The sequence below is a fragment of the Pseudomonas sp. CGJS7 genome, from assembly GCF_036961695.1.
In genome coordinates this window covers 1-16,287 of the sequence record NZ_JBAMDI010000034.1, presented here as the reverse complement: position 1 = coordinate 16,287, position 16,287 = coordinate 1, and the positions used below count along the sequence as shown (strand labels likewise).

The window sequence follows — 16,287 nt, the reverse complement described above, 5'->3', positions numbered from 1 at the left end:
CCCGGCTGCGGGATAATCGGGGATTCGCACTGCCCCCCGCCCCGCCTGCGGCCATTCCCGGCCCGGCTCGGCGCGTCTTGGCTTCGGAGTCCGCATGCAATACATCTACACCATGAACGGCGTCAGCAAGACCGTGCCGCCGAAGCGTCAGATCATCAAGGACATTTCGCTGTCGTTCTTCCCGGGCGCCAAGATCGGCCTGCTCGGCCTCAACGGCGCCGGCAAGTCGACCGTGCTCAAGATCATGGCCGGCGTGGACCAGGACTTCACCGGCGAAGCGCGCCCGGCGACCGGCATCAAGGTCGGTTACCTGGCCCAGGAGCCGCAGTTGGATCCGACCCACACCGTGCGTCAGGCGGTGGAAGTCGGCCTGGGCGAGATCATCAACGCCCAGGCCGCGCTGGACGCGGTCTACGCCGCTTACGCCGAAGACGGCGCCGATTTCGACAAGCTCGCCGCCGAACAGCAGCGCCTGGAATCGATCCTCGCCGCCGGCGACTCGCACACCCTGGAAAACCAGCTGGAAGTCGCCGCCGACGCGCTGCGCCTGCCGCCGTGGGAGGCCATCGTCGGCAACCTGTCGGGCGGCGAGAAGCGCCGCGTCGCGCTGTGCCAGCTGCTGCTGCAGAAGCCCGACATGCTGCTGCTCGACGAACCGACCAACCACCTCGACGCCGAATCGGTCGAATGGCTGGAACAGTTCCTGGCCCGCTACACCGGCACCGTGGTCGCGGTCACCCACGATCGCTACTTCCTCGACAACGCCGCCGAGTGGATTCTCGAACTCGACCGCGGCCGCGGCATTCCGTGGAAGGGCAACTACACCGACTGGCTGGTGCAGAAGGACGAGCGCCTGAAGCAGGAAGAGAACCAGGAAAAGTCGCGCCAGAAGGCGATCCAGAAGGAACTCGAGTGGGCCCGCAGCAACGCCAAGGGCGGCCGCAGCAAGGGCAAGGCGCGTCTGGCCCGGATCGAGGAACTGCAGGCGGTCGATTACCAGAAGCGCCAGGAAACCAACGAGATCTTCATTCCGCCGGGCGAGCGCCTGGGCAATAAGGTCATCGAGTTCAAGAACGTCAGCAAGAAGTTCGGCGACCGCCTGCTGATCGAAGACCTCAGCTTCGCGGTTCCGCCGGGCGCGATCGTCGGCATCATCGGCCCCAACGGCGCCGGCAAGTCGACCCTGTTCAAGATGATCATCGGCAAGGAACTGCCGGATGCGGGCAGCATCGAAACCGGCCCGACCGTCAAGCTGGCCTATGTCGATCAGAGCCGCGACGCGCTGACCGGCAACCACAACGTCTTCCAGGAAGTGTCCGGCGGTCTGGACATCCTCAACATCAACGGCATCGAGATCCAGTCGCGCGCCTACATCGGCCGCTTCAACTTCAAGGGCCAGGACCAGCAGAAGATGGTCGGCACCCTGTCGGGCGGCGAACGCGGCCGTCTGCACATGGCCAAGACCCTGCTGCAGGGCGGCAACGTGCTGCTGCTCGACGAACCGTCCAACGACCTGGACATCGAAACCCTGCGCGCGCTCGAAGACGCCCTGCTCGAATTCCCGGGCAACACCTTCGTGATCTCGCACGATCGCTGGTTCCTGGACCGCATCGCGACCCACATCCTGGCTTTCGAAGGCGACTCGCACGTCGAATTCTTCCAGGGCAACTACCGCGAGTACGAAGAAGACAAGAAGCGCCGCATGGGCGAGGAAGGCGCCAAGCCGCACCGCCTGCGCTTCAAGGCGCTGAAGTAACCGACACGGCGAACGGCCTTGGCGCCGTACGCCGGGTCCACCGGCCGCGTCAGCGCGGCCGGCTTCACCCCGCTTGGACGCGGCAGCGGACATCGTTGCCGTCACACCGAGGATTCAACGCATGCGCCTGCTCATCGCCATCTTCCTGCCGTTCCTGGTGTTCTTCACCATCGGCCGCCCGCTGGCCGGCATCGTCTGCCTGATCCTGCAGATCACCCTGATCGGCTGGCTGCCCGCGGCGATCTGGGCGGTCTACGCCTTGAGCCAGTACAACACCGACGTGAAGATCCGCAAGGCGCTGGGCGAGCGCGGTTCGCTCTGACGCCGGTTGTGGGCGGATACGGGAGGAGATCGTGGCGACGACACGCGTACATCCAACGGACCAGTGGGTGAGCCAAGTCGATTTCAACGGACTGCTGAAGGGCGACCTGTTGCCGCTACTCGCCGACGGCGATACGGCGACCGATGTGAGCGGCCGCAAGCTGACACTCGTACACGGGCTCGCTCTCACCGTGTTCGATCACGACGCAGACGATAACGGCAAGCCCGATCGCTTGTTCGCCACCGGCACCGTCGTGACTCGCCCGGAGAATTTCGCTCATGGATGCCGTTGGTATTTGCACATCGACCGGAACGGCATCCGGCATGAGTCCGATCTGAGCGCCGATTGACCGGCACTCGCTGTCTGCCGCCGACGTTCATCGCGTCGATCCACTGACCAAGGCTTCCATCCCCCGAGGAACCCGCATGACCGTCCTGCACGCATTCGAACTCGAAGGTCTGCGCCGCGCCGGCTCGCTGGTGGCGTCGATCCTGACCACCATGCGCGAAGCCGCCGTGCCCGGCGCGGTGTCGCGCGATCTGGACGCGATCGGCGCGGCGCTGCTGCGCGAGGCCGGCGCGCGCTCGGCGCCGCAGCTGACCTACGACTTCCCTGGCGCGACCTGCATCAGCATCAACCAAGTCGCCGCGCACGGCATTCCCGACGGGACCGTGCTGCGCGAGGGCGATCTGGTCAACATCGACGTTTCGGCGGAGCTGGACGGTTACTTCGCCGACACCGGCGGCAGCTTCGTGATCGGCGCGCCCAATCCGACCCAGCAGAAGCTGCTCGACGCGACCCTGGAAGCGCGCGACGCGGCGATCGCGCAATTGCGCGCCGGCAACCTGATCAACAGCATCGGCCGCACCGTCGAGGGCGTCGCCGCCCGGCACGGCCTGCGGGTGATCCGCAATCTCGGCAGCCACGGCGTCGGCCGCGCGCTGCACGAGGCGCCGGGCAACATCCCCGGTTATTACGATCCGCGCGACACCCGGCGTCTGCACGCGGGCATGGTCATCACCATCGAGCCGTTTTTGGCCACCCATTGCACTCAGACCGACGAGGGCGAGGACGGTTGGGCGATGCGCTGCCGGCGCGGTTTCGCTGCGCAGTTCGAACATACCGTTGTGGTTACTTCGGGTGAGCCGATTGTGGTGACCTGACGCGCATCCCACCCTACCCGTCATTCCGGCGAAAGCCGGAATCCATTTTGACTTTGCTTCTGCGCTCCGCGTTACGGGTAAAAGCAGAATCAAAATGGATTCCGGCTTTCGCCGGAATGACGGGGTGGGGAGTTCGAAGCTGTCTGCTGCATCGCTCCCTTGCTTTCCCCGCCCCACTGCTTTCCCGCTCCACCGCTTTCCCCGCTCCGCGCCCCACCCACCGCCCCGCCAAGGATCCCCCAATGAGCTTCATGCAGACCCTGCGCAACCGCTGGCAACAGGCCGACACCTTGGTCTGCGTGGGCCTGGATCCGGAGCCGGCGAAGTTCCCGGCCAAATTCACCGGCGACAGCGACGCGGTGTTCGCGTTCAACCGCGACATCGTCGACGCGACCGCGGACTACGCCTGCGCGTTCAAGCCGCAGATCGCCCACTTCGCCGCGTTGCGCGCCGAAGACGCGCTGACCCGCTTGATCTCGCACATCCACGCCCGTCACCCCGGCATCCCGGTGATCCTGGACAGCAAGCGCGGCGACATCGGCAGCACCGCGCAGCATTACGTCAGCGAGGCCTTCGAACGCCACGGCGCCGACGCGGTCACCGTCAATCCGTACATGGGCCGCGACTCGGTGCAGCCGTTCCTGGATCGCGCCGACCGTGGCGTGGTGGTGCTGTGCCGCACCTCCAATCCCGGCGCGGGCGATCTGCAGGACCTGTCGGTCGACGGCCGCCCGCTGTACCAGCGCGTGGCCGAAAAGGTCGCGCACGAGTGGAACGGCCACGGCAACTGCGCGCTGGTGGTCGGCGCGACCTGGCCGGAGCAATTGCGCGAAGTGCGCGCGATCGTCGGCGACGTGCCGTTCCTGGTGCCCGGCGTGGGCGCGCAAGGCGGCGACGTCGAAGCGGTGGTCGGCAATGCCAAGACCGGCGACGGCACCGGCCTGCTGGTCAGCAGCTCGCGCGCGATCCTGTACGCCTCGCAGGGCGAGGATTACGCCGAGGCCGCGGCTACGGCGGCGAAAACCCTGCGCGACCAGATCAATCGCTATCGCTGAGCGCGCCCCGCGTGAGCCGCGTTTCGTTCCTGCACATGGACAACCACGAGGTCGCCGCGTCGCTGCGCGCATTGCTCGAACAAGGCGAAATCGAATCGATCCGCGAAGGCTTCATGCCCGAAGCCGATCTGTTCTTCTGCCACTGGCGCGGAAAACGCTTCAACGCGAAGTTCGATCTGACCTATGGCCCGGATCTGTATTTCCTCGATCCGTGCACGGCGGAAGAACGAGCCGAACTGGAACGCTTGATCGCTTCCACCGAAGCCTGATCGGAGCCGTCGAGCGTTCGCCGCCGACGGCGAATCAGTCCGCCAGCACTTGCAGGCCGCCGTCGCGAAATACGTACAAATCCCGCGACAAGTTGTAAGCCGAGGTTTGCGCGATTTCCTCGGCGATCTCGCGCAAGGATTGCAGACTCTCGCGATCCTCGCTCCCGCACACCAGCAGTTCATCGCGCGCGGCGATCGCGAACACCGGCTCGCCGCGCACCTGCACGCCCTCGCGCCAGCGATCGAACAACAACACCATGCTGGCGTCGTAGTTGCGGTCCAGCCGCGCGGCGTAGCGGCCGCCGTCGCCGCGCAGCTGCAATTCGGGCAGGAACCGGGTCAGATTGCGCAGCGCCAACTCGCGCAATTCCGGGCCGTCCAGGCCGCGCCGCTGGGCTTGCTCGGGCGACAGGAAACTCATCGAATCGGGCTTGTCCTCGACATAGGTCAGCACCAGATCGCCGGCCAGGGGCTCGACGATGAACGCGATGCCGGCGCCGTTGCCGATCGAACGCGCCTGCTGCAGCGCGACCTCGTGCCAGCCGCGGGTCTTGAGCACCGGCAGAATCGCGGTATTGGCGTGTTCTTCGCTGGCGCCGCCGGCGGCGAACCGGCGCAGCGATTCGCGCGCGGCCGCCACTTGATCGGCGAACACCTGTTCCAGCGATTCCGGCGCGTCCAGGTAGCGCTGATAGCTGTTGCCGAGAAAGTTGGTGGCGCGAAAGCCGTCGTCGAGCGACCAATCGATCCGCGTATCCGAGGCCAGCGCGCCGTGAGCCACGCTCAATCGCGCCTGCGGCCAAGCCTGACGCAACGCCGCCGCGTAACGGTCGGCGAAGGCGTGCAGGTCCATCGGATGGGTCAGGCCCGGGGTCTCGCGCTTGCCGCCGAACAGCTTGCTGAAGAACGACATGACCCACTCCCTGTGGTCGGCGCGCGCGCCCGATCGGCCGACTATACGGGCGGTCTTGTGAAGCGGCGTGCCCGCGATCGTCACACATCGCGACCGCGGGTTAGGCTAAAGCCATGGACGATTTCACAAATCCCGCACGCCGCCGGCTGCTGCTGGCCACCGCTTCCGCGCTCGGCCTGAGCGCCCTGCCCGCGTTCGCCTCACCCGCGCCGCCGGCCACGCCGGCCAAGCCGGGCTCGCGGACCCGCTTGATCCTGCTCGGCACCGCCGGCGGCCCGACGCCCAAGGCCTTGCGCGCGGCGCCGGCCAGCGCGGTAGTGGTCGACGGCGCGATCTACGTGGTCGACTGCGGCAACGGCGTGGCCCGGCAAATGGCCTTAGCCGGGTTGTCGCTGGGCGCGATCGATAGCGTCTTCGTCACCCATCATCACTCCGACCACAACGCCGACTACGGCAACCTGTTGTGGCTGGCCTGGGCCGCCGATCTGCGCCATCCGGTCGACACCTGGGGGCCGCCGCCGCTCAAGCGCATGACCCGGCAGTTCCTGCGCCTCAACGACACCGACATCCGCACCCGCATCGCCGACGAAGGCCGCCCCGATCTCGCCGCGCTGATCCGCCCGCACGAACTGCGCCGCGGCGGCGAGGTGATGCGCGACGAACGCGTGCTGGTGACCGCGGCGGTGGTCGATCACCCGCCGATGCGGCCGGCGTTCGCGTACCGGTTCGACACGCCCGACCGCTCGATCGTGTTTTCCGGCGACACCCGGCCGAGCCCGGCGCTGATCGAACTGGCGCGTGGGGCCGACGTGCTGGTGCACGAAGTGATGTACTTGCCCGCGCTGGAGAAACTCATCGCCAGCGAAGCGCAGGCGGCGCGGCTGCGCCAGCATTTGCTCGACAGCCACACCACCACCGAGCAGGTCGGCCGTCTGGCCAGCGAGGCCGGGGTCAAGACCTTGGTGCTCAATCACTTCGTGCCGGGCGGCGATGCGGCGTTGACCGATCAGGTGTGGCGCGATGCGGTGTCGCCTTATTTCAAGGGCGAGTTGGTGATCGGGCGGGATTTGATGGAACTGTAGAAAGCCGAAACCCTCTCCACCGTCATTCCGGCGAAACCGAAATCCCCCCGCCGTCATTCAGGCGAAAGCAGAAATCCCCCCGCCGTCATTCCGGCGAAAGCCGGAACCCATTTTGACGTTGCTGTTGCTGTCAGGATTGCGAGCAAGAGCAAGATCAAAATGGATTCCGGCTTTCGCCGGAATGACAGTGGGGAAGTCGCGTCGAAATGGATGGTACGGGCAGCGGGAATCGCTATCGAATCACCGCAGCGCCGCCCGCAACGCCGCGATCGGAAACCGCAACCAGATCGCCGCGAACACCCCCGCGCGCACCAACGCACCACGCCGCGGCGCTTCGAACTTGCTGAAATAACGCCACAAGCCGCGATGCTTGTTCCATTCGACGAAGAACGGCCGCGAGCGGCTGGATACGCCGCGCACATGCACCACCCGCACGCCGTTGGCGACGGCGACGGTACCGCCGGCCTCGCGCACGCGCCGGCACAGGTCCAGGTCTTCGGCGTGCAGACGGTAGCCTTCGTCGAAACCGCCGATGCGTTCGAACAACGCGCGCGGCATCAGCATCAACGCGCCCGAAGTCGCTTCGACCACTTGCAGTGCTTGCGTATCGTCGGGCGCCACCGCCATCTTCGGCGCGGCCCACGGACGCAGGATGCCGGCCAGCATCGCGCCGAAATCCGGATCGCGGCGACGCACCGCGGCATCGCGTTCGCCTTGTTCGTTGACCAGATCGGCGCTGACCAGGGCCTGCCCCAGCGGCGCGGCCAAGGCGTGCAGGCGCGACAGCGTGTCGGTTTCGACCATGCAGTCGGGATTGACGAACGCCAGCCAATCATCGCTGTCCGGCGCCGGCGGCAGATCGGCCGCGCCCTGATTGCAGCCGACCGAGAACCCGGGGTTGTCCGGGTTGGCGATGAAATGCATGCGCGGATCCAGCGAAGCGTGGCGCTGGACGATCTCCAGGGTGCCGTCGTCGGATTGGTTGTCGACCACGCGGATCGCGGCGACGCCGTCGCATTCGCGCAAGCGGGTCAGGCATTCGTCGATGGTGGCGGCGCTGCGGTAGCTGACCACCACGGCTTTGAACGCCGGGCCCGAAGCAGCCGGCCGCGTCGACGGGTCAGAGGAAGAGATCACGTTGCAGGTCCGGTGGGCCGACGCGTTCCAGTCGTTCGGCGAGTTGTTGGCGCAGATCGCGCAGGGGGTCTTGCATGAGGAAGTTGGCCAGACGCGCATGCCAGTCGGGCCAGCGCGCGGCCAGCGCGTCCATGTCGCCGTCGCTGGGCCGGCCCTCGCCGCCGCGGGCGACGAAGGCGGTATCGCACAGCACGTTGCGCCAGCCCAGCCCGGACAGGCGCAGCGACAGGTCGGTCAGCGCGGCGTACCAGGAGCCGTAACTGGACGCGTCCAGGCCGCCGGCGCGGCGGCGCGCGCTGCCGCGCAACAACACCGCGTGGCCGATCGCGGCCGGCAGTTCGGGCAGCGAGGCCGGCATCTGCGCCAGCGCCCGCGCCAGCCGTTCGGCATCGCTGACATCGGGCACCGGCGCGATTTCGCCGATCCGCGGCCACGCCGCGGCTTCGCCGGCGTTGCACCAGGGCGTGGCCGAGGCGATCGCGCCGTCGGCGGCGAAGCAGGCCTGCAGCCGCGACAGCCAGCCCGGCGCCGGCACCGCGTCGGCGGCGAGCACGGCCACGTCGGCGTCGCCGCAGGCGGCCAGCACCTGGTCCAGGTGGGCGACCTCGCCGATGGCGCGTTGGCGGCGGCTGTAATCGGCCTTGAGCGCGGTGCGCTGCAGCCAGTGTTCGATGATCGCGTAACCGCGCGGCCCGGCCTGGGCGTCGTCGGCCAGCCAGACCCGCGCGCCCGGCGGCGTGCACAGCTCCAGCGCGGCCAGACAGGCGTCCAAGGCGTCGTCGTCGACGCCGACCGGCACCACGATGATCGGCAGCTCGCTCATGGCACCGCGCCGAAAGCGCCGCACGCGCGCGCGGACGGCGGCACGGGACGGCGGAACCAGGGCGGGTGCGGGCGTTCGGGCATCTGCGCGTTCGTAAGGGATGCGCATAGTGTGCGCGATCGGGGCTCGGCGCGGGTGATGGCGGTGTCAGCGGGCGTTGGCGCGGCGGCGTGGCGGCCGATGCGCGGGCACGACCGAACGCAATCGCCGGGCGCAAACCGCCCCCGCAAAAACAAACGGGGCCGGCATGGCCGGCCCCGCTGTCTGGTCGCGGCCGCGGCCGCGCTTACTTCTTTTTCTTCGGTTCCAGCGGTTCCATCGCGCGGAACCGACGGCTGTATTCGTCGGTAAGATCGCGCGATTCCTGCGGATTGCGCACCAACGTCGGCGTCAGCAGGATGATGGTCTCGCGGCGCACGGTCGAGGAATTCTGTTTGCCGAACAATCCGCCGAGCACCGGAATACGGCTCAGCCCCGGCATACCGCGCGAGCCGCGGTCGGTCTGATCCGCGATCAAGCCCGCCAACAGCACGGTTTCGCCGCTTTGCACCGCCGCCTCGGTCTTGAGCTTCTTGGTGTTGATGGTGACGTTGGTGTTGCCGGTGCTGAGCGGTTTACCCGCGGAGCTGACTTCCTGGACGATGTCCATGAACACCATGCCGTCGCGGCTCACCCTCGGGCGTACCTTGAGGATCACGCCGGTGTCCAGGTACTGCACCTGACTGTAGGTGTTGTTGTTGGCCGAACCGGGATTGATCGAAACCGATTCGATCGGGATCTTGGTGCCGACGTTCAACGAGCCCTCGGCGTTGTTGCGCACCAACAACGACGGCGTTTGCAGCACATGCACGTCGGTGACCGCGTCCAGCGCCGACAGCACCGCCGCGGCGTTGTTCTTGATCAACGACCAGGAAAGCCCGTCGCCGCTCTTGCCGCCGATGCTGCCGGCGATCGTGCTCCACTTCGGCGGCACCGCCGGATTGGTGCGGCGGTTGAGATCGCCGAAGCCGTTGTCGATGGTGGAGCGCTCCAGGAACCACTGCACGCCGTATTCCAGGCCGCTGTTGAGTTCGACCTCGGCCACCTGCGCCTCGATGTGCACCTGCATCGGCATCACGTCGAGCTTCTCGATCACGTTGCGGATCGACCTCCACGCCTGCGGGCTGGAACGCACCAGAATCGAGTTGGTCTCCTCCACCGCGGCCACGCCGACCTTGGCGCCGTCGACTTCCAGCGTCACCGCGCCGTTGCCGGATTGGCGCGAGCCCAGCGAAGCGCCGCTGCCCAAGCCGCTGCCGCTGCCGCTGGAGCCCGAGCCGCTGTCGCTCTTGCCGATGTCGGCGCTGGAGCTGCCGCTGTCGTTGTCGCGTATTTCTGTCGATTCCAGCCCCGGCATCAGCGAAGGCGCGCCTTCGCCGCCGCCCGAGCCGCCGCCGCGGCCGCCGCCGAACACTTCCGACAGACGATCGGCCAGATCCTTGGCCTTGATGTACTTCAGCTCCTGCGTATACAGCTGCACGTTGTCGCCGGCGCTGTCGATCCGGTCGAGCCAGTCCTTGATGTCGTCCAGATAGTCGGCCTGCGGGGTGATCACCATCACCGCGTTGGCGCCTTCCAGCGGCATGAAGCGGAACATGCCCGAGACCGGCGACTTGCTCTGTTCGCCGAACACTTTTTCCAGATCGGCCACGACCTTGGTCGCCTTGCCCGATTGCAGCGGGAACACGCCGACCGACATGCCCGACAACCAATCGACGTCGAACACTTCGATGGTGCGCAGGTAGTTGTCGAGCTCCTGGCGGGTGCCGCCGACGGTGACCACGTTGCGCGAGTTGTCGACGTTGACGATCGCGTTGGGCCGCGCGTACGGCTTGAGGATCTTCTCCATCTCGGTGGCCGAGATGAACTTTAGCGGCACCGTGCGCAATTCGAAGCCGCGCGCGCTGTCGGCCGAGCCGGTGCGCGGGGCGACGTTGCCGGCCAGCGCCTGATCGGCCGGCACGATGTTGTAGCGGCCACCGGTGTAGACCAGGCGCGCGTTGTTCCAGCTCAGCACCATTTCCAGCAGGTTCAAGGCCTCCGCGGCGCTGACCTGCTTGGGCGTGGCCAAGGTCACGGTGCCCTGCACGCCCGGCGCGATCACGTAGTTCTGGCCGAGCATGTCGCCGAGGATGGCCTTGACCACCGCATGCACCGACTCGCCTTCGAAATTGAACGAGGCCGTGCCGGTGGTGACCGGCAACCCCGGCGGCGGCTTGACCGCGGCGCTGCGGTTGATGGTCTGGCCGGTGCCGCGGCGGATCTGCGCCTGCGGGCCGTCCTCATCGACCTTGCCTTCCAGCGGCTGCTGTTCGACGCCGTTGTGGACCAAACGCACGCCGGCCTGTTCGGTCTGCGCGCCCTTCATCGACTTCGGGTCGCCGCCGCGGTGGATCTGCGGCGACATCACGCTGGCGCACGAGGCCAACTGCGTGGCGATGATCGCCGCGGCGAGTGCTTGGGTGGCGTACTGCTGAGAACGTAGCTTCATGCGTTCACTCTACGGCGTGTTGGCCGGGGGTTGAGCGGCTTGCTGCTGCCGCAGTTGGGCGCGACGCGCTTCGATCCGCTTGCGGATGGCTTCCATCTGCGCCTGCTCGGTCAGCGGCGCGGATGCTTCGGTGCTGGCCGGTTGCGGCGGCGCAACCGGCTGCGGCGGCGGAACCGCGGCGGCCGGCGGCGGCCGGCTGGGCTGCGGCGAGGGTCCGCCCGAAATCGGACGCCCGACCGGCTGCGGCGCGGGCACGCCGGGCTGCGGCGAGGTCATCGCGGTCGGCGGCTCGCCGCCCTGGCCGTTGTAGACGCGCAGGTCGAGCTCGCGCCGGCCTTCGGGCCCTTCGAACACGGCGCGGCGCGGTTCCAGCGAAGTCAGGCGCCAGGCCGGATGCGATTCGGGCACTTCGCCGAGCTTGACCCGCACCGACTCGCTGCCGTCGGCCGGCTGCAGGAACGCCATCGACAGCTGCGGAGTGATCAGCACGCTGGTCAGCAGGTAATCGAACGCCGCCGCCTGATTCTCGCCCTCGCCCTTGCCCTGCATGAAGAACGGCTTGGGCCGGCGGTCGTCGACGAACAACGGGCGCGCGGCGATCTCGCTGTATTGGCTGAGCGGGCCGAGCGTGTCCGGCGGGCTCTTGCGCACCTGCGGCAGCGGTTTGACCAGGCTGGCGTCTTCCGGCAACGGGTCGACGTTGCGGCCCATGCCGGCCAATGCCAGCACCCAGGTCAGCAGCGCCCAACCGGCCGCGGTGGCCAGCAGCCAGGTGCGCGGACTGGCGTCGTCAAGGCGCATTGGCACCTCCGGCGGCGGCGTTGTTGGCGTTGTTGGAATTCGGCGCGGCGGCCGGGGCCGGGGCCGGACGCAGGTAGCCGTACAGATCGAAGCTCACGTCCAGGCCGCCGTCGTTGGCCGGACCGGCGGTGCCGGGCACGAAATAACCGCGGGTGGACAACAGATTGAGGTTGCCGACGAACAAGCGCGGCGAACCGCTTTCCAGCGAGTGCAGCACCGCCGAGGTTTCCGGCGCGCCGCAGCGCAGACGCACCTGCACCACCACCCGCGCGTAGCGGTCGCGGCGCGGTTCGGCCAACGGCGAGCGATTGACGATGCCGCAGCTGCGGTTGCCGGGGCTGGCTTGCAGCACTACGGTTTCCAGGCGCTGGACCAGACCGGCGGTGGCCAGTTCGGCGGTGGTCTCGGGCAGGAAGCCGGGACGGCTTTCCTGCATCCGCCGCACCTGTTCCAGCCGCTGTTTGATCTGCGGGGCCTGCTTGAGCTCCATGCGCTGGCGCAGCTCGCGCTCTTGCAGGCCGTGCAGGGTTTCGCCGGCCTCCATCATCGGCACGGTCCACCACGGGTGGATCAGCACCGCATAAGCGATGCCGAGCGCGGCCAGCAGCAGGCCCAGGGCCAGCCAGCGGTCGCGGTCGGCGGTCAGGGCGCGCAGGCGATTGCCGGTGGAATTAGGGGCCACGCGCGGCCTCCCCGTTCTGCGGCTTGGGCGGACCGATTTCGGCGGTGAGGGTGAAACGGTCGCGGCTGGTCGCCGGGTCCGGCTGGACCGCGCCGGTCAACGCCGGCGAGCGCCACAGCTTGGTGCCCTGCAACTTGCCGATCAGCGAGGAGGCTTCGCGGCTGAGTCCGATCATCAACAGGCTTTCGTCCTCGATCGCGAGTTTTTCCAAGTACGTGCTGTCGGGCAGGCGCCGGCTGAGTTCGTCGATGATTTCCACCGTGCTCGGGCGCGCGGCGCGGGTGCGGTCGAGGAAGGCCTGGCCTTCGATCAGGTCGACCATCTGCTGGCGCTGGGTCGCGGCCAGACGGGCGCCGTTGGCGTTCTTGGCGATGGTCTGCTGCAGGTCCTTGATCGCCTCGGCGCGGTTTTCCAGCACCTGCCACATCGCCGCGGCCAGGGCGAAGATCGCCACCGCGGCCAGGGCCAGATTCCAGAACCGGAACGGATCGCTGCGGGTGCGCCGCTGCGAGGGCGGCAGCAGGTTCACGCCCAGCGGCGTGCCGTCGTTGCCGGAGACTTCGATGCCGGCCAGGGTCGAGGCCAGCGGGCCGATCGCGGCCAGTTGCGGGTCCAGCGCTTGCCGCGGCACCGCGACCAGTTCGGCGTCGAGCTGGCCGTCGCTGTCGCGGCGTCCGATCACCCGCGCGTCGAACGCGACCGCGTCGGCGGTGAATGGGGTTTGCCGGTCGATTTCGAAACCGACCACGTCGCGCAAGCGATCGGCCGCGGCCGCCGGCAAGGTCAGACGCCGGCGCAGACTCGCGGCCGGCGGCAACAACAGCCAGCGCGGCAAATCCGCAATCCGCGGCGGCAGCAACGGCGCCAGCGGATCGGCGGGCGCGGCGTCGCCGGCGGCGTTGAAGCCGGCCAGACCGGGCAGCACCGCCAGATCGCGCACTTCTTGCCCCTGCTGCAAGCGCAGATGGACCTGATCGCCGTCGACCTGCAGCAACAAGCGGCCGCGATCCACGCCCAGCGCCTGGCGCGCGCGCAGCGGCAGCCAGGACGCCAGCGTGCGTCCCCACCATGAGAAAAAGCCGCCCGCCCCCGGTGCAAGCCGCGCGCTCAGACTTCTCAACCGGTTGTTGCCCAACCGGCCTTCGGCAACTTGCGAGTTCATCGTGATGAAGCTCCCTCCTCCCAACGTAGCGGGGTGTATGGCAATCCTGGGACCGCCCCCCCTCCCGCTCGCACGACCACCCGCAACACCGATTCGCGGCCATCCGCTAGCCGTGCACGGCTGTCGATACTATAGGTGCCGCTGCGTTCGCCGACGAGACCGCCGACCCCGCCATCGCCTCCGGCACCCGGCAATTGTGACCCCGGCTGGTTTCTTTCGCGCTGCTGCACCAACTGGTTTCCGTTCAACCCCATAGCATCGAGCACTTCCTTGGACGCGAAGGCCTGTTCGGGCCGAGTGCGTCCGCTATAAACCGTGACGTGCGGCGCGATACGTTCATACAGCGGCGGGGTGAAGCCCAGTACCTGTTCCAGTTCGGCCACGCTTTCGAACTCCGCATCCTTGGCGCCGTAAGGCCGGCCGGCCGAGGCGTAGTCGGCATCCTCGGCGCCGCCGGCGGGCTGGGTCAGCGTGTCGGCGTCGCGCCAGTCGATGATCGCCGCGGCCAGTCGCGCCGCTTCGGATTGCTCCAGCTTGCCCGCGCCCTGCAGCAGCGCGGTCAGCAAGGGCGCATCGGCCTGGTTGAGGTCGATCTTGCCGTTTTCGTCGACGATCTTGATCTCCAACTGCGCATCGGCGTAGCGCCAACGATGCGGGCGCCCGTCGGGCTGCCACTGCAGTTTCTGATCGGTCATCGCCACCCGGGTCAGGGAATACTCCATGCCCGCGCGCGCGGCGTTCTGCGCCACCAGGCCGCGCACCATTACCCGGCCCTGCATGTTTTCGGTGCGCGCGGTCAGAGAGAAGGCGCCGATCAACGCGGTCAACAAGGCGATTACCCACAAAACCAACAGAAGCGCCGCACCGCGCGTTCTGTTAGAAACGACAAACAGCCCATCGCCCCCCACTCCCCGCACGACCGCTCCCTGTCCCGCATACCGACGCCCGCGCGCTCCGCGCGTTCGCCCAACATCGGCCCGAACCATGACCTTATCCATCACAGCTCCGGCACGAAGCCGCCGCCGGAGGCGCTGGCCAACGGCAAGGAGACCACCAGCGGCGGCCAGGCGCGGCCGTCGCGATCGGTCATGGTGACTTCGACGAACAACGGCAACTGATCCGGCGTGGGCCAACGCTCCTGCCATTCACCCAGTTCGCCGCGTTGCGGATCGACCGAGCGATAACGGAAGCGCGCCGACTTCAGCCCTTCCACCAACAACTCCGGCGGCCGCTGGCGTTCGTCCTTGATGGTCTCGCCGGCCAGCACCATCGACAGTTGCAGCACCATCCGCGCCTGGTCGCCGTCGCTCTGGATCGAGAACTCGTGCAGATACGGGCCGCCCTGGCCCAGGTAGTCGGGCAAGTCGGCGACGAAACGCAGGCGGTCGGGTTCGCCGACGAAGCGCTGCGGCACCGCGGTGCTTTGATCGAAGGCGAACGGGATCGGCCGGGTCGCGGCGATGCGCTTGCGCAGGAAGCCTTCGACCGCGCGTTCGCGTTCGCTGCGCTGGGCCAAGGATTCGCCGCGCGAGGCGGTCTTGGTGGCCGCGGTCAACGTGGCGAACGCCAGGGCCAAGCCGGCGACCAGCAACACCATCGCCAGCAAGATTTCGATCAGGGTGAAGCCGCGAGCGGAACGCCCGCCTGCGCCGCTGCGGCGTACGCGCCGGCTCACAGCGACACCTCATTGGAGGCGTTGCTGCTGCGCAAGGTACGCAGGAACAAGCGCCGGCCCGGGCCGCCGTCGCCCCATTCCACCGCCAGTTGCACTTCGAACAGGCGCATCGCGTTGGGATCGATCGGCTGGTTGGAGGCCGGCAGCGAATCGCGCCACTGGGCCACGCCCAGGGTCCAGCGATAACGCCCGTTTTCGAAATCGCCGCTGCGCTGACCCGGCTTGAGCGGCTGACCGACCCCGACCTGATCCATCAGCGATTGCGCATACAACGCCGCGCGCCCGGCATCGCTGGACCAACGCACTTGCCGGGCCGCGCCCGACAAGGTGCCCAGCAGCAGGGTCAGCGCCATCGCCAGCAAGGCGAAGGCGACGATCACTTCGAGCAAGGTATAGCCGCGCTGGCGCGCCAACGCGGCGCGCGGCAAGCCGAGCCGTGCGTGGCGCGCGCGCGACGCGCTCATCGCGGCGCCTCGCCGCGCTTGAGTTTGACTTCGCCGGTCAACCAGGCGACGTCGACGTTCCATGCCGCCTGCTTGGCGCTGAGCTTGACCCGGCCGCCGGTGGAGGCGCCGTCGGCGAAGAACTGGATCGCGCCTTCGCCGCGGCGCGGCTGCACTTCGCGCGCGCCGGTGAAGACGATGCCGATCGATTTGGGGATCTCGCCGCTGCGCCCGTTCGGCGCGGTCCAGGTGCGGGCGCTGGGATCGATGGTGAATTTCTGCGCGCGGCCGGTGGCGATGGCCTGGCTGCGGGTGTAGCGCAATTGCGCGGCGATTTCCTTCGAGGCCGTGCGTAACTGCATGCCGGCGACGCCGCCGCTCATGGCGGCCATGGTCAGCACGCCGATCGCGGCGATCAACACGATCACGATCAGCAACTCCAGCAACGACACGCCGCGCTGCGCGTGCGCACGC

General features: G+C 68.0%; 18 protein-coding genes. 7 read left to right on the top strand and 11 right to left on the bottom strand.

Annotated elements, in window-relative coordinates; all coding sequences use genetic code 11:
• Positions 1–94: 94 nt before the first annotated feature.
• The 6 genes from ettA to V7787_RS20690 all read left to right on the top strand — a co-directional run bounded on the left by ettA (position 95) and on the right by V7787_RS20690 (position 4,565).
• Positions 95–1,756: an energy-dependent translational throttle protein EttA gene (ettA, locus tag V7787_RS20715; protein ID WP_336089440.1), complete on the top strand. Its 1,662-nt coding sequence runs from the start codon at positions 95–97 to the stop codon at positions 1,754–1,756.
• A 121-nt stretch (positions 1,757–1,877) separates the two neighbouring features.
• A complete protein-coding gene (locus V7787_RS20710) occupies positions 1,878–2,078 on the top strand; it encodes a YqaE/Pmp3 family membrane protein (RefSeq protein ID WP_336089439.1) in 201 nt (66 codons plus the stop codon).
• 67 nt (positions 2,079–2,145) lie between these two features.
• Entirely contained in the window at positions 2,146–2,427 is a 282-nt protein-coding gene (locus tag V7787_RS20705) for a hypothetical protein (protein WP_336089438.1), read from the top strand.
• Between the two features lie 76 nt (positions 2,428–2,503).
• Positions 2,504–3,241, top strand: a complete 738-nt coding sequence (gene map, locus V7787_RS20700) for a type I methionyl aminopeptidase (protein ID WP_336089437.1) — start codon at positions 2,504–2,506, stop codon at positions 3,239–3,241.
• Positions 3,242–3,483: 242 nt separating this feature from the next.
• Positions 3,484–4,296: an orotidine-5'-phosphate decarboxylase gene (gene pyrF / locus V7787_RS20695; protein WP_336089436.1), complete on the top strand. Its 813-nt coding sequence runs from the start codon at positions 3,484–3,486 to the stop codon at positions 4,294–4,296.
• A gap of 11 nt (positions 4,297–4,307) precedes the next feature.
• On the top strand, positions 4,308–4,565 hold the full coding sequence (locus tag V7787_RS20690; RefSeq protein WP_336089435.1) for a hypothetical protein: 258 nt from the start codon (positions 4,308–4,310) through the stop codon (positions 4,563–4,565).
• A 34-nt stretch (positions 4,566–4,599) separates the two neighbouring features.
• Here the strand turns inward: V7787_RS20690 and V7787_RS20685 are convergent, their stop codons facing one another.
• A complete protein-coding gene (locus V7787_RS20685; RefSeq protein ID WP_336089434.1) occupies positions 4,600–5,478 on the bottom strand; it encodes a hypothetical protein in 879 nt (292 codons plus the stop codon).
• 113 nt (positions 5,479–5,591) lie between these two features.
• Here V7787_RS20685 and V7787_RS20680 point away from each other — a divergent pair, with 113 nt between their 5' ends.
• Complete coding sequence (locus V7787_RS20680) at positions 5,592–6,560, top strand: MBL fold metallo-hydrolase (protein ID WP_336089433.1); 969 nt, start codon at positions 5,592–5,594, stop codon at positions 6,558–6,560.
• 240 nt (positions 6,561–6,800) lie between these two features.
• Here V7787_RS20680 and V7787_RS20675 read toward each other — a convergent pair whose 3' ends face one another.
• The 10 genes from V7787_RS20675 to xpsH all read right to left on the bottom strand — a co-directional run.
• Positions 6,801–7,697: a glycosyltransferase family 2 protein gene (locus tag V7787_RS20675; protein WP_336089432.1), complete on the bottom strand. Its 897-nt coding sequence runs from the start codon at positions 7,695–7,697 to the stop codon at positions 6,801–6,803.
• Positions 7,681–8,520 carry a glycosyltransferase gene (locus tag V7787_RS20670; protein WP_336089431.1) on the bottom strand — a complete coding sequence of 280 codons (840 nt, stop codon included), beginning with the start codon at positions 8,518–8,520 and terminating at the stop codon, positions 7,681–7,683. Before V7787_RS20670 ends, V7787_RS20675 begins: the two co-directional genes overlap by 17 nt.
• 286 nt (positions 8,521–8,806) lie before the next feature.
• Positions 8,807–11,050, bottom strand: coding sequence for a type II secretion system secretin GspD (gspD, locus tag V7787_RS20665; RefSeq protein ID WP_336089430.1), 2,244 nt, complete (start codon positions 11,048–11,050; stop codon positions 8,807–8,809).
• A gap of 9 nt (positions 11,051–11,059) precedes the next feature.
• Complete coding sequence (locus tag V7787_RS20660; RefSeq protein WP_336089429.1) at positions 11,060–11,851, bottom strand: hypothetical protein; 792 nt, start codon at positions 11,849–11,851, stop codon at positions 11,060–11,062.
• Positions 11,841–12,533, bottom strand: coding sequence for a type II secretion system protein GspM (gene gspM, locus V7787_RS20655; RefSeq protein WP_336089427.1), 693 nt, complete (start codon positions 12,531–12,533; stop codon positions 11,841–11,843). The genes V7787_RS20660 and gspM overlap by 11 nt, the downstream gene beginning before the upstream one ends.
• Positions 12,523–13,695: a PilN domain-containing protein gene (locus V7787_RS20650; RefSeq protein WP_336089426.1), complete on the bottom strand. Its 1,173-nt coding sequence runs from the start codon at positions 13,693–13,695 to the stop codon at positions 12,523–12,525. The genes gspM and V7787_RS20650 overlap by 11 nt, the downstream gene beginning before the upstream one ends.
• Positions 13,692–14,693 (bottom strand): general secretion pathway protein GspK, encoded by a 1,002-nt coding sequence (locus V7787_RS20645; protein WP_336089425.1) that lies wholly within the window; start codon positions 14,691–14,693, stop codon positions 13,692–13,694. The genes V7787_RS20650 and V7787_RS20645 overlap by 4 nt, the downstream gene beginning before the upstream one ends.
• Complete coding sequence (locus tag V7787_RS20640) at positions 14,693–15,370, bottom strand: prepilin-type N-terminal cleavage/methylation domain-containing protein (protein ID WP_336089423.1); 678 nt, start codon at positions 15,368–15,370, stop codon at positions 14,693–14,695. The genes V7787_RS20645 and V7787_RS20640 overlap by 1 nt, the downstream gene beginning before the upstream one ends.
• A complete protein-coding gene (gene xpsI, locus V7787_RS20635; RefSeq protein WP_336089422.1) occupies positions 15,367–15,834 on the bottom strand; it encodes a type II secretion system protein XpsI in 468 nt (155 codons plus the stop codon). Before xpsI ends, V7787_RS20640 begins: the two co-directional genes overlap by 4 nt.
• Positions 15,831–16,287 (bottom strand): type II secretion system protein XpsH (xpsH, locus tag V7787_RS20630; RefSeq protein ID WP_336089421.1); only part of this gene is annotated, 457 nt, incomplete at its 5' end. The genes xpsH and xpsI, both read right to left, overlap by 4 nt.

Coding starts and splice junctions, on each gene's coding strand:
- V7787_RS20680 (WP_336089433.1), top strand. CDS start 5,592: ATGGACGATTTCACAAATCCCGCACGCCGCCGGCTGCTGCTGGCCACC.
- gspD (WP_336089430.1), bottom strand. CDS start 11,050: ATGAAGCTACGTTCTCAGCAGTACGCCACCCAAGCACTCGCCGCGGCG.
- V7787_RS20660 (WP_336089429.1), bottom strand. CDS start 11,851: ATGCGCCTTGACGACGCCAGTCCGCGCACCTGGCTGCTGGCCACCGCG.
- ettA (WP_336089440.1), top strand. CDS start 95: ATGCAATACATCTACACCATGAACGGCGTCAGCAAGACCGTGCCGCCG.
- V7787_RS20670 (WP_336089431.1), bottom strand. CDS start 8,520: ATGAGCGAGCTGCCGATCATCGTGGTGCCGGTCGGCGTCGACGACGAC.
- V7787_RS20650 (WP_336089426.1), bottom strand. CDS start 13,695: ATGAACTCGCAAGTTGCCGAAGGCCGGTTGGGCAACAACCGGTTGAGA.
- pyrF (WP_336089436.1), top strand. CDS start 3,484: ATGAGCTTCATGCAGACCCTGCGCAACCGCTGGCAACAGGCCGACACC.
- V7787_RS20645 (WP_336089425.1), bottom strand. CDS start 14,693: ATGGATAAGGTCATGGTTCGGGCCGATGTTGGGCGAACGCGCGGAGCG.
- V7787_RS20685 (WP_336089434.1), bottom strand. CDS start 5,478: ATGTCGTTCTTCAGCAAGCTGTTCGGCGGCAAGCGCGAGACCCCGGGC.
- V7787_RS20710 (WP_336089439.1), top strand. CDS start 1,878: ATGCGCCTGCTCATCGCCATCTTCCTGCCGTTCCTGGTGTTCTTCACC.
- map (WP_336089437.1), top strand. CDS start 2,504: ATGACCGTCCTGCACGCATTCGAACTCGAAGGTCTGCGCCGCGCCGGC.
- xpsI (WP_336089422.1), bottom strand. CDS start 15,834: ATGAGCGCGTCGCGCGCGCGCCACGCACGGCTCGGCTTGCCGCGCGCC.